Below are 12,009 nucleotides of genomic sequence, written 5' to 3' on the forward strand. Positions count from 1 at the left end.
ATGCCATGCACCACAGCGAGATCAAGTCCGAGATACGCCAACTGATCGTCGACGGCACGGTGTTGCCCGCGCATCCGCTCGCGATCGACGCCAACCGCAAGCTCGATGTCCGCCACCAGCGTGCGCTGACGCGCTACTATGTCGACGCCGGTGCCGGCGGCCTTGCGGTCGGTGTCCACACCACGCAATTCGCGATCCGCGATGTCGGCCTCTACAGACCGGTGCTCGAGCTCGCCGCCGAGACCGCCACGAGCTGGACCAAGCGGCCGCTGGCGATGGTCGCAGGCCTCGCCGGCCCGACCAGCCAGGCGGTCGCAGAAGCAACGATTGCGCGCGGCATCGGCTATCAGGCCGGCCTCCTCAGCCTTGCCGCGATGAAATCGGCCTCCGAGGACGAGATCATCGCCCATTGCGCGGCGGTTGCGCGCGAGATCCCGCTGGTCGGCTTCTATCTACAGCCGGCGGTCGGCGGCGTCATCCTCAGCGCCGATTTCTGGCGGCGGTTTGCCGCGATCGACAATGTCATCGCGATCAAGATCGCGCCGTTCAACCGCTACCGCACGCTCGACGTGCTGCGCGGGGTTGCCGCGGCGAACGCGCTCGACCGCGTCGCGCTCTACACCGGCAATGACGACCACATCCTGCTCGACCTGATGCTGCCGTTCGACCTGCGCGACAAGGGCGTCACCACGCGGACCTATTTCAGGGGCGGCCTGCTCGGCCACTGGTCGGTTTGGACCGCAAGCGCGATCAAACAGTTCGAGGCCTGCAAGGCGGCGCGGCACAAGGACACCGTGCCGGCGGATCTGCTGGCGCTCGATGCCCGCGTCACCGACTGCAACAGCGCCTTCTTCGACGTCGCCAACAATTTCCATGGCTGCATCGCAGGCTGTCACGAGATCCTGCGGCGTCAAGGCCTGATGGAGGGCATCTGGTGCCTCGATCCCGACGAAGGCCTGAGCCCCGGCCAGATGGCCGAGATCGACCGGGTCTGCCGCGAGCACGCCGATCTCTCCGATGATGCGTTCGTCGCCGCGAACCTTCAGAAATGGCTGGCATGACGCTCGAACCCTTCATCAGCCTGCGCAACGTCCGGAAAGTTTACCGGACGAAGGGCATCGAATTCCTTGCGGTGTCCGACGTCACCATGGACGTGCAGGAAGGCGAGCTGGTGTCGCTGGTCGGGCCGTCCGGCTGCGGCAAGACCACCGTGCTGAAGATATTGGCTGGATTGCACGGCGCCGACAGCGGCACCGTGAAGATCGGCAACGCCAAAACGCCGTTCGATCCCGCGCGCGACATCGGCATGGTGTTCCAGCAGGCCTTGCTGTTGAAATGGCGCACCATCCTCGACAACGTGCTGTTGCCTGCGGAGATCGTAGGCCTCCCGATGAGGGCGGCGCGCGAGCGCGCCCGCGACCTGCTCCACCTGGTCGGGCTCGCCGGCTACGAGGACAAATATCCGCAGCAACTTTCCGGCGGCATGCAGCAGCGCACCGCGATCGCGCGTGCCTTCGTGCATGATCCAAAGCTGATCCTGATGGACGAACCGTTCGGCGCGCTGGACGCGCTGACGCGCGAGCAGATGAACCTCGAAATGCTCAGGATCTGGCGCGAGAGCGGCAAGACCATCATCTTCGTCACCCACTCGATCCAGGAGGCGGTGTTCCTGGCCTCGCATTGCGCAGTGCTGACTTCGGGCCCCGCGAAGATGGCGGAATACTTCCCGATCGACCTGCCCTTCCCGCGCGACCTGCCGATCAAGACGTCAGACGCGTTCGGCGCCTATGCGCGGCGGATCTATGCGAGCCTCGGGCTCGGCGCGGGTGGATGATGTCAGGCGGCCCGCTGCCGATCGTGATCGAGACCCGCGGGCTCGGCCGCGATGGCGTAGCCGCCGCGACGCTCTTTCGCCCGATAAAGCGCCGCATCGGACCGGGAGAGCAACGCCTCGACCGTCTTGCCGTGCTCCGGCGACAGGGCAATGCCGATACTGGCGCCGATCACGATCTCATGGTCGCCGATCCGATACGGCGCGCTGACCGTCTCGAAGATCCGCTGCGCCATGGCTTCGGCACCGCCGCGGGAGCTCGGCACGGTCTGCACCAGAATGAATTCGTCGCCGCCCATCCGCACCACAAGATCGGATCGGCCCGCAAGCGACGACAGCCGTGCCGCCACCTGCCGAAGCAAGGCATCGCCGACGGGATGGCCGAATCGATCATTGGCCGCCTTGAAGTGATCGAGGTCGATGGTATGAACCGCGATCATGGCGTCGCCGCGCCCGGCGACGATCTTAGTGACGTCGGCGGCAAGCGCCGAACGGTTGAGCAGGCCGGTCATCGGATCGATGCGCGCGAGCTGTTCGAACTTCTGCTTCAGCGTCATCTGGTTCAGCGTGTTGCGATACGACAAGCGAACCGTCCGATGCCGTCGCCCGGCAGAACAACAATGGGCATTGCGTTTCCTCACGACTCCTGGTCGCCGCTATTCATAGGACGACGGCCCTGCGTCGCGATAGGCCCACAGGCATTCACGTGGCAGTGAGACCGGCGCCTCGACGCCGACCTGATGCCGCGCCGCGGTACCGAGTTCGATCACCTCGAGGCGCCTGCCGAACAGCTCGATGCCGTAGGCCGTCTGCGTGCCCTGGTAGCGGCGGTCGAGCACCTTTGCCGAAAAGGTGTTGGCGCCGTCTGGCCTCCCGATCGCGATGTTCTCCGGCCGCAGCGCGACCCGCACCTTTTCGTCAGGCCTGACCGCATGGAGCAGCGCGACCTCGCCTTGCCTGCCATCGCCGAAATCGACCACGCCGAACTCGCCGTTGCACGCGACCAGCGTGCCGGCAAGTTCGTTGGTGGCGCCGGTAAAATTGGCGACGAACAGATCGGCCGGACGGTTGTAGATTGCGCTGGGCGTGTCCATCTGCAGCAGCTTGCCGTCGCGCATCACGCCGATGCGGTCGCCGAGCACGACCGCCTCGGCCTGGTCATGAGTGACGTAGAGCGCGGTCATGCCGGTCTGCTTGAGGATGACGCGAAGATCGTCGCGAAGCCGCAGGCGCAACTTGGCATCGAGATTCGACAGCGGCTCATCCAGCAGCAGCAGTTGCGGCCGGTAAACGATGCTGCGCGCCAGCGCCACGCGCTGCATCTGTCCACCCGAGAGCGCCACCACCGACCGGTCGGCATAGTCGGAGAGACCGACCAGCGCCAGCGTCTCCTCCACCTTGCGGCTAGCATCGGCGCGGCTGATGTTCCGGTGCTTCAGCGGATAGATCACGTTCTGCCGTACCGTCATATGTGGCCACACCGCATAGGACTGGAACACCATGCCGAGATCGCGCGCCCGCGGCGGAACCAGGATGCCGCGCGCCGGCGACGACATCAGGCGCCCGGACATGGAGATCTCGCCGCCCGTCGGATGCTCGAGCCCAGCCACGCAGCGCAACGTTGTGGTCTTGCCGCAGCCGGACGGGCCGAGCAGCACAACGATCTCGCCTGCCGGCACGGCAAAGCTGACGCCGTCGATCGCTGGCCGACCGATCGCGAATTGCTTCCTGAGCTCGGTGACCTCGAGCGTCGCCGTCATCGATGCACCTGTATCTCACTGTCGATAGCCGAATGTCTTGTCCCAGTCGGCCACCCATGCTGCGTGCAGCTTCACATAGTCGTCGAACTTCGGATACCAGAGCTTGACGATCTTGGGATCGAACCCTTCCGGATAGGCCGGCGGCTCCTTCAGCGACGTCAAATTGCCGAGCTCCTTGATCATGAAGGTCTGCCCTTCCTTCGACAGGCACCAGTTCAGGAACAGCCTTGCGGCATTGGGATGCGCAGCTGTCTTGGGAATGCCGGTGGCATAGGGATTGACCGGCGTTCCCTCGGGTGGGAAGAAGATCTCGATCGGCGCGCCGTCCTTCTTCTTCTGGTAGATCACGTTGTACAGCAGCGGCCCCATCGCGATTTCGCCGCGTACCAGCGCATCAGCCATCGGCGCACCGGACGGATAAAGCACCGGGTGGGTCGCCGCCTGCTTGGCCCAATAGTCCTCGCCGAGCACCTGGCGCTCGAACATGACCCGCGTCCAGGTCGTGCCGCCGGACTGCGCGAAGACCTGTCCGATCATCTTATCATATTGCGGCTTGGTCAGGTCCATCCACGATTTCGGCGGATCCTTTACCAGCTCGGTGTTGTAGGCGATCGACCAGGCGAGGGTCACGCGCGGCCAGAGCTTGGGCGAGATCAGCGCATCCTTGCTGTAGTCGGCGGCGTTCGGCGGCGCGTAATCCTGGAACAGGTCCTCGAGCGGCTGCATCAGCGCGCGGTCGGAATGGTCGACCACGTCGGCGATCAGCTTGCCGGCGGCGGCCTCCGTCTTCACGCGGGTGATGAGCTGGCCGCCGGGCGCGCGGACCATCTCGATCTTGATTTCGGGAAACCGCTTGTTGAAGGCCTTGATCACCTGCTGCTCGATCTCGGCGAAATTGGCGGTGTAATAGACAAGCCTGCCTTCCGCCTTAGCGGCCGCGATCAGCTCAGGCGGGCCGAACTCTTGCGCCCGCGCGGCCGGCGCCAGGGCCGCCATCGCAACGCCGGCAATGGCCAATGCGGCAAAACTCCGTCTATCCATCGCCACTCCTCCCCATGTTTCTTATCCGGTTCGCGCCACGCTGCCTTGCGCCGATCCGCGCGACAGCCAATTGGCGCCGCCAATGAGAACAGCGAGCAGAACAGTTTGCACGAGGCTGAATGCCGCAGTCTTCCCGATATTGCCGCCCTCGTAGTAGTCGAGCAGCAACACCGACATCACCATCGTATTGCTGGTGTAGAGAAACAGCGACGAGCCGAGCTCGCGGATCGCCAGCACGAACAACAGCGTCATCGAGGCGAGCACGCCCGGCCGCGCCAATGGCAGCACGATCGTCCTGATGGTGCCGAGCATGCCCCTGCCGCAGACCCAGGCCGCCTCCTCGAGCTCGCGGTGGATTTGCAGGAACGAGGTCGACAGCGCTTTCACGGTATCGGGCATGAAGCGTGCGATAAACGCCAGCGCCAGGATCCAGATCGTGCCGTAGAGCCCGCCGGGAACACCGATCCAGGCCCAGAGATAGGCGACACCGACCACGAGCCCGGGGATCGCGACCGGCAGCGTCGCGATCAGGTCGATGCTGCGGCGTCCTGCCACCTGGGTGCGATGGACGGTATAGCCAATCGCAAATGCAAGCGCGCCGCCGGCAATAGCGGTGATGATACCGACCTCGACCGCGTTGTAGATCGACCGCATCGTCAGCGGATTGTCGAAGATCGCCTCGAAATGCATCAGCGAATATTGCCGCGTGTCGAACAGGCTCGCGAGGTCGCGGATGAACATGAACTTGCGGAATGCGGCGACGATCAGGGCAAGCGACGGCAGCACCACGACAATCAGAAGATAGGCGATGCCGAGTCCAAAGGTGAACCAGCGCCAGCGTCCGAGATCAAGGCTGCGCGGCCGGAACGCCTTCCCGGCCACGGTTGTGTAGCTGCGCCCGCTCAGCACCTTTTGCTGCAGATAGACGAGGAGGCCGGTGACTACCATCAGGATGATCGCAACCGCAGCGGCAGTGTCGTAGAGCGGCGGCGACCAATTGGTGAGCTTGAAGATGTAGGTCGTGAGCACGCTGAGATTGGTCGGCGCGCCGAGTACTGCGGGGATGCCGTAGATACCGAGCATCACGATGAACGACAGCAGCATGCCCGACACGATCGCCGGCATGATCAGCGGAAACGTCACGGTGAAAAGCGTCGCGAATGCGCTGGCGCCGGAAATCTCGGCCGCCTCCTCCAGGCTCGGATCCATGTTGCGCAGCGCCGACGAGGTGAACATGTAGACATAGGGCGCGTAGTAGATGCCAAACACGAACACCAAGCCCCACATCGAGTAGAGGTCGACGCGAAGGTCCGACCCCATCCACTTGAACATGGTGTTGATAAGCCCGGTCTTTGGCGAACCGAGGATCGCCCACGCCACCCCCGCGACCAGCGGCGGCGCGAACAATGGCAGGATGCTGGCGGCAGCGATGAAGCCCTTGAACGGCGTGTTGGTGCGAACCACGATCCAGGAGAAGAACAATCCGATCACGACTGCGATCGCCGTGCCGCCGCCGCAGGCGATCAGTGTGTTGAGCAGCGCTTCGCCGACGTTCGGGTTGGCCAGCACGGTGAGGAAATTGGCGATCGAGAGCCGGCCGACGCCAATTCCGTCAACCACCGGATTGCTGTCGGTCAGCGCGCCCAACAGCAGCATGAAAATGGGATAGATCACGAGGAAGGTCAGGATCGCGAGCAGCGATGCGACCCAAAGGCCCGTGATTGCGCGCCGACGAGTTCTCTCGCTGGCGCTACCTGTGGCCTCGTTGCGCAGGTCCGCCTGTCCGTGCAATGCGCTTCCCCTCTTGCGGCGTCATTTGTGATGTCGCTGACGCCTTGTATTCCAAGCGTAGTCCATCGCCCCGGGGACGCAACTATCCGAAAGTCGCCTCGCGATTGCGGGACGACGTCCTGCGAGAATGGCGAGGCCAGCCCGGATGCGTTCCCGGGCCGGCCGCTCGCCGCGTCAGCGCAGGTAGCTGCCTTCGAGCGCCGGCATGATGTCGAGCACCTCGAAGTAATGATCCCAGAACAGGCTGTCGCGAAGATGGTCGCACAACCATGCCCAGGCCGAGAGATCCCTGGTCTCGCAGATCATCACGTCGGTCGCCCGGATCGAGAATGCCTCCGGTTCGAACCAGCGTATCTTGAGCTCCGGGCGCCGCCGCAGCAGCGGGATGATCTCCTGGTCCAGGAAGGCGCGGCGATGCTCGGTTTTCATGTCGAGCCAGTGCCGCGTGGTCTTGACCATGACGAAGATGTGGAAGGTGTCGGGATCGTCCTCGTGCTCGGGGAGGATCGGTGACGTCGTGGATTGCAGATTGGACATTGATCAGTTCTCCTTTCGCGGCCATAATCTGAGTAATTGCTCATATTCACAACTCGCGTTCCGGAAACCGACTCCCGTGGCAACCAAACAGCGCCTAGGTGCCCGAAAACAGCCGCTTCAGCAGCGCTCGCGGGAAACCGTCGCCGTCATCCTGAAAGCCGCGGCTCGCGTTTTGGAGCAGCGCGGGCTCGAGGGCTACAACACCAACGCGGTCGCCGAGCGCGGCGGGATCAGCGTCGGGTCGGTGTACCAGTACTTTCCCAACAAGGACGCGATGACGCTCGCCCTGATCGCGCGGTTCGAGGCCTTGCTGCTTGAGAAAGCGCGGGCCGCGGTCGCGGCGTCAGAGGGAAAGGGCCTCAAGGCATCGCTCGATCTCGTCATCGGCGGCCTCCTCGAGGCACATGCCGAGCGCGCGAGGCTCAACCGCATCCTCGAGATCGAGGAAGATCGCCTGCAGCCGGCGTCCGGCGATTTGTCGGCGGCCGCGGAATTGAAGAAGCTGGTCAGCACCCTGCTGGCGAGCCACGAGCGCGAGATCGCCAGGCCCGTGGACGCCGCCGCCGTCGAGGACCTGATCGTGATCACCCGTGCCATGGTGGATCACGCGTTGCAGAAGGACCTGTCGCGGCCGGTAGCGGCGCGCCGGATCATGCGCGCCGTCGAGGGATACTTGCATGCGCGGTGACCGGGGCAGTGACGATGTCGCCAACGCCGCATATGCATCATGCAGGGACACGCCTGTGGAACGAATGTCAGGCGTAGTACATGCGGTCCCGGGAAAGCCTGGACATGCTCGAAAAGACCGCCACCACCGCTGCGCCGATGGCGCCCGTCGCCGATGGACTGCCGCCGGACCGCGGACGCTGGGCGGTGGCTGCGATCTTCGCCGCGCTGGCGATGGCCTCGCTCGACGTCGCGATCGCCAACATCGCGCTGCCCGCGATCGCTGCAGATCTGCATGTCAGCCCGGCTGAAGTGGTATGGGTCGTCAACGTCTACCAGATCGCACTGGTCGCGACCCCTGCTGCCGCTCGGGGCACTCGGCGAAATCGTCGGCCACCAGCGCATCTATCTCGGCGGCCTTCTGCTGTTCACGCTGGCGTCACTCGGCTGCGCCCTGGCGTGGTCACTGCCGAGCCTGTTGGTGGCGCGGACGCTGCAAGGGCTCGGCGCAAGCGGTCTGATGAGCGTGAACACCGCGCTGGTGCGCTTCGTCTATCCGAGCCGCATGCATGGCCGCGGCTTCGGTCACAATGCGCTGGTGGTCGCAACCGCGATGACGCTGGGGCCGACGATCGCATCCGGCATCCTGGCGTTGGGACCATGGCCGTGGCTGTTCGCCGTCAACCTGCCCTTCGGCCTGATCGCGCTCGCGATCGGCATGAAAACGCTGCCGTCGACGCCACGCGCCACCCACGCCTTCGACTTCACCGGCGCGGCGCTCACCTCGGCCTGCCTCGGCCTCTTCATCATCGCCATCGGCAGTGCCGCCCACCAGACATCACCATGGCTGGTCGGCGCCGCAATCCTCGGTGCGGTCCTGTTCGGGTGGATCCTCATCAGGCGACACGCCGATCATCCTGCGCCGATGCTGCCGTTCGACCTGTTTCGCCGGCCGATCTTCGCGCTGTCGGCCGCCACCGCCATCTGCTCATTCGCCGTGCAGGGGCTCGCCTTCGTGTCGCTGCCGTTCTACTTCGAGGACGTTCTGCGCCGCTCCCAGGTCGAGACCGGCTTCTTCATGACGCCCTGGCCCATGGTCGTCGCCTTCATGGCGCCGATCGGCGGACGCCTGTCCGACCGTTATCCCGCAGGCATCCTCGGCAGCATCGGCATGCTGCTGCTTGGGTTCGGCATGGTGCTGTTGGCGGTCCTGCCGAGCGAGCCCGGCGTCGCCAACATCGTCTGGCGCATGGTCATCTGCGGCATCGGCTTTGGCTTCTTCCAGACCCCGAACATGAAGGCGATCATGTCGAGCGCGCCGTCGCATCGCAGCGGAAGCGCGAGCAGCATCGTCGCGACCGCGCGGCTGATCGGACAGACGACCGGCGCGGCACTTGCCGCGCTGTGCTTTGCCCTCGCCGGCCGCGACGGCGCGACGATCGCGCTGGCGCTCGGCGCAGGATTCGCGGTGCTCGGCAGCATCATGAGCGTCCTGCGGCTCGCTGTTGGCTCGCCGCAAAAGACATGACAGCCATGCGGCGCACGCAACCACGTCTCAACACCGCTCCATCAAATTTCTTCCGTGGCGCAAACGCTTTTTCTTGATTTGAACCGTTCCAGTTTCACGTCCAACATCACAGCGAAGTTCAATCGGAGGATTGGACCAATCAGGGGAACGCGATGGCAAACCTCAACATCAATGGCAAAACAATCAATGTGGACGTCGAGGACGATACGCCGCTGCTTTGGGCTATCAGGGAAAACGTTGGGCTGACGGGGACCAAATACGGTTGCGGCATCGCACAATGCGGCGCCTGCACCGTGCATATCGATGGCGTCGCGATGCGCTCCTGCGGCGTCACGGTCAGCGAAGCAGTCGGCAAGCAGATCACCACGATCGAGGGCCTCGGCGCCAACGGCGCCCTGCACAAGGTGCAGCTGGCCTGGATCGCCAATGACGTCCCGCAATGCGGCTACTGCCAGAGCGGCATGATCATGGCGGTGGCGGCGCTGTTGAACGAGAAGCCGAAGCCGACCGACGACGACATCAACGAGGCCATCACCAATATCTGCCGATGCGGCACCTTCCAGCAGGTGCGCGAGGCGATCCACGCTGCCGCAAGCGCATAAGGGGGCAGCCATGAATCAGCACGTCATGCCAAAACATACTTCAAGACTCAATCGCCGCGCCTTCGTGATCGGCACGGCCACCGCCGGTGCCGGTCTCGCGCTCGGCCTCGATCTGCCCTTCGGCGGCCCGACCGTGGTGCGCGCGGCCGACGGCTCGCCCGAAATCAACGCCTGGGTCGTGATCCGGCCCGACGACACCGTGGTGATCCGCATCGCCCGCTCGGAGATGGGCCAGGGTACGCTGACCGGCCTCGCCCAGCTCGTCGCCGAGGAGCTCGAATGCGACTGGTCGAAGGTCACGACCGAATACCCGACGCCCGGCCAGAGCGTCGCCCGCAAGCGCGCCTGGGGCGATTTCTCGACCGGCGGCAGCCGCGGCATCCGCACCTCGCAGGACTATGTGCGCAAGGGCGGCGCCACCGCGCGCATGATGCTGATCCAGGCCGCGGCCAATGAATGGAAGGTACCGGCTTCCGAATGCACAGCGTCCAGCAGCGTCATTACCCACACGCCATCAGGCAAGACCACGACCTACGGCAAGGTGGTGGAAGCTGCGGCCAAGCTCGAGCCGCCGGCCGACGTCAAGCTGAAGGACCCGAAGGACTGGAAGATTGCCGGCAAGGGGATCAAGCGGCTCGACACATCAGACAAGACCACCGGCGCGATGATCTACGGCATCGACATCAAGCTGCCGGGCATGCTGAACGCGGCGATCAAGGATTGCCCGGTGTTCGGCGGCAAGGTGAAGAGCTACGACGAGGCCAAGATCGCCAACATGAAGGGCGTGAAGAAGGTCGTCAAAGTCGGCGACAGCGCGGTTGCGGTTGTCGCCGACACCTGGTGGCACGCCAAGACTGCGCTCGACGCGCTGCCGATCGTCTGGGACGAAGGCGACAACGCCAAGGTCAGTAGCGAGTCGATTGCGAAATGGCTGGCGGAAGGCCTCGACAATGCGCAGCCGGCCTATGTCGGCAACCAGAACGGCGACGCCAAGGCCGCCATCGCCGGCGCCGCGAAGAAGGTCGAGGCGATCTACAGCTACCCCTATCAGAACCACGCTACGATGGAGCCACTCAACGCCACCGCGCTCTACACGCCGGACAAATGCGAGGTCTGGTGCGGCACGCAAAATGGCGAGGCGGCCTTCGCGGCGGCGCTGGAGGCCTCCGGTCTGCCGGCCGAGAAGTGCGAGGTGCACAAGCTGATGCTCGGCGGCGGCTTCGGCCGGCGCGGCATGACCGACTATGTGCGCCAGGCGGTCGCGATCGCCAAGCAGATGCCGGGCACACCGGTCAAGCTGTTGTGGTCGCGCGAAGAGGACATGGCGCACGGCAAGTATCACCCGGTCACACAGTGCAAGCTGACCGGTGCGTTCGATGCCGACAACAACCTGATCGCACTGCACTACCGCTTGTCCGGCCAATCCATTCTGTTCTCGGTGCGTCCCGAAGCGCTGCAGAACGGCATGGATCCGGCCGCCTTCCAGGGCGTCGCCCAATCAGGTGAAGCGGCGATCGGCTATTCGGTGCCCAACCTCCTGGTCGAGCACTCGATGCGCAATCCGCACGTCCCGCCCGGCTTCTGGCGCGGCGTCAACGTCAATCACAACGCGATCTACATGGAATGCTTCATGGACGAGCTGGCCCAGGCTGTCGGCCAGGACCCGCTCGAATTCCGCCGGAAGCTGATGGGGAAGCATCCGAAGCATCTGGCGGTGCTCAACGCCGTGGCCGAGAAGATCGGCTGGGGCACGCCAGCACCCAAGGGTGTCTATCGCGGCATCGCGCAGGTGATGGGCTACGGCAGCTATGTCGCCGGCGCCGCCGAAATCTCGGTGACCGACGGCAGCAAGATCAAGGTGCATCGCATCGTCGCCTCCACCGATCCCGGCTACGTCGTCAATCCGGCGCAGGTGGAGCGGCAGATCGCGGGCTCCTTCGTCTACGGTCTGAGCGCGCTGTTCTATGGCGGCTGCACGGTGAAGGACGGCCGCATCGAGCAAACCAACTTCGACACCTACAACTCGATGCGCATCAACGAGATGCCGAAGGTGGAGTCGGTGATGGTGCCGAGCGGCGGGTTCTGGGGCGGTGTCGGCGAGCCGACCATCGGTGTCGCAGCGCCCGCGGTGCTCAACGCCTATTTCGCGGCGACCGGCAAGCGAATCCGCTCGTTCCCGCTGCGCGACCAGAACATCAGCTTCGCCTGACAAGACAACCAACGGCGGCCCCGTGGCCGCCGTTCCCTTTTTCC

The 12,009-nt window shown here is 64.6% G+C and carries 11 protein-coding genes and 1 pseudogene; 6 read left to right on the forward strand and 6 right to left on the reverse strand.

The genetic code is table 11. The features are described 5' to 3' along the window. Window positions 1-5: 5 nt before the first annotated feature. Window positions 6-1,061: a dihydrodipicolinate synthase family protein gene (locus ACFFWD_RS12405; RefSeq protein ID WP_376965359.1), complete on the forward strand. Its 1,056-nt coding sequence runs from the start codon at window positions 6-8 to the stop codon at window positions 1,059-1,061. Next, window positions 1,049-1,834: an ABC transporter ATP-binding protein gene (locus tag ACFFWD_RS12410; RefSeq protein ID WP_376965361.1), complete on the forward strand. Its 786-nt coding sequence runs from the start codon at window positions 1,049-1,051 to the stop codon at window positions 1,832-1,834. The genes ACFFWD_RS12405 and ACFFWD_RS12410 overlap by 13 nt, the downstream gene beginning before the upstream one ends. Window positions 1,835-1,836: 2 nt before the next feature. On the opposite strand, the gene ACFFWD_RS12415 is transcribed toward ACFFWD_RS12410, so the two are convergent. The 5 genes from ACFFWD_RS12415 to ACFFWD_RS12435 all read right to left on the reverse strand — a co-directional run bounded on the left by ACFFWD_RS12415 (window position 1,837) and on the right by ACFFWD_RS12435 (window position 6,960). After that, window positions 1,837-2,415 (reverse strand): diguanylate cyclase domain-containing protein, encoded by a 579-nt coding sequence (locus tag ACFFWD_RS12415; protein WP_376965362.1) that lies wholly within the window; start codon window positions 2,413-2,415, stop codon window positions 1,837-1,839. A 72-nt stretch (window positions 2,416-2,487) separates the two neighbouring features. Next, window positions 2,488-3,591, reverse strand: a complete 1,104-nt coding sequence (locus ACFFWD_RS12420) for an ABC transporter ATP-binding protein (RefSeq protein ID WP_376965364.1) — start codon at window positions 3,589-3,591, stop codon at window positions 2,488-2,490. 15 nt (window positions 3,592-3,606) lie between these two features. Then, window positions 3,607-4,632, reverse strand: coding sequence for an ABC transporter substrate-binding protein (locus ACFFWD_RS12425; RefSeq protein ID WP_376965366.1), 1,026 nt, complete (start codon window positions 4,630-4,632; stop codon window positions 3,607-3,609). Window positions 4,633-4,653: 21 nt separating this feature from the next. Beyond that, the gene (locus tag ACFFWD_RS12430; protein ID WP_376965368.1) at window positions 4,654-6,423 is read right to left on the reverse strand and encodes an ABC transporter permease; all 1,770 of its coding nucleotides are present in this window, start codon (window positions 6,421-6,423) and stop codon (window positions 4,654-4,656) included. A 174-nt stretch (window positions 6,424-6,597) separates the two neighbouring features. After that, the gene (locus tag ACFFWD_RS12435; protein WP_376965370.1) at window positions 6,598-6,960 is read right to left on the reverse strand and encodes a darcynin family protein; all 363 of its coding nucleotides are present in this window, start codon (window positions 6,958-6,960) and stop codon (window positions 6,598-6,600) included. A 76-nt stretch (window positions 6,961-7,036) separates the two neighbouring features. Here ACFFWD_RS12435 and ACFFWD_RS12440 point away from each other — a divergent pair, with 76 nt between their 5' ends. Continuing rightward, a complete protein-coding gene (locus ACFFWD_RS12440) occupies window positions 7,037-7,648 on the forward strand; it encodes a TetR/AcrR family transcriptional regulator (RefSeq protein WP_376965372.1) in 612 nt (203 codons plus the stop codon). A gap of 67 nt (window positions 7,649-7,715) precedes the next feature. On the opposite strand, the gene ACFFWD_RS12445 is transcribed toward ACFFWD_RS12440, so the two are convergent. Beyond that, window positions 7,716-7,892: a hypothetical protein gene (locus ACFFWD_RS12445; protein WP_376965433.1), complete on the reverse strand. Its 177-nt coding sequence runs from the start codon at window positions 7,890-7,892 to the stop codon at window positions 7,716-7,718. Between ACFFWD_RS12445 and ACFFWD_RS12450 the strand changes: the two are divergent. The 3 genes and pseudogenes from ACFFWD_RS12450 (at window position 7,807) to ACFFWD_RS12460 (ending at window position 11,965) form a co-directional block, all read left to right on the forward strand. Next, window positions 7,807-9,154, forward strand: a pseudogene (locus ACFFWD_RS12450) (MFS transporter). The gene ACFFWD_RS12445 and the pseudogene ACFFWD_RS12450 sit on opposite strands and share 86 nt — an antisense overlap. Window positions 9,155-9,306: 152 nt before the next feature. Then, window positions 9,307-9,756: a (2Fe-2S)-binding protein gene (locus tag ACFFWD_RS12455; protein ID WP_376965374.1), complete on the forward strand. Its 450-nt coding sequence runs from the start codon at window positions 9,307-9,309 to the stop codon at window positions 9,754-9,756. A 10-nt stretch (window positions 9,757-9,766) separates the two neighbouring features. Continuing rightward, window positions 9,767-11,965 (forward strand): xanthine dehydrogenase family protein molybdopterin-binding subunit, encoded by a 2,199-nt coding sequence (locus ACFFWD_RS12460; protein WP_376965376.1) that lies wholly within the window; start codon window positions 9,767-9,769, stop codon window positions 11,963-11,965. Window positions 11,966-12,009: the final 44 nt, after the last annotated feature.

This window comes from Bradyrhizobium erythrophlei (genome assembly GCF_042430365.1).
GTDB classification, from domain to species: Bacteria; Pseudomonadota; Alphaproteobacteria; order Rhizobiales; family Xanthobacteraceae; genus Bradyrhizobium; species Bradyrhizobium erythrophlei.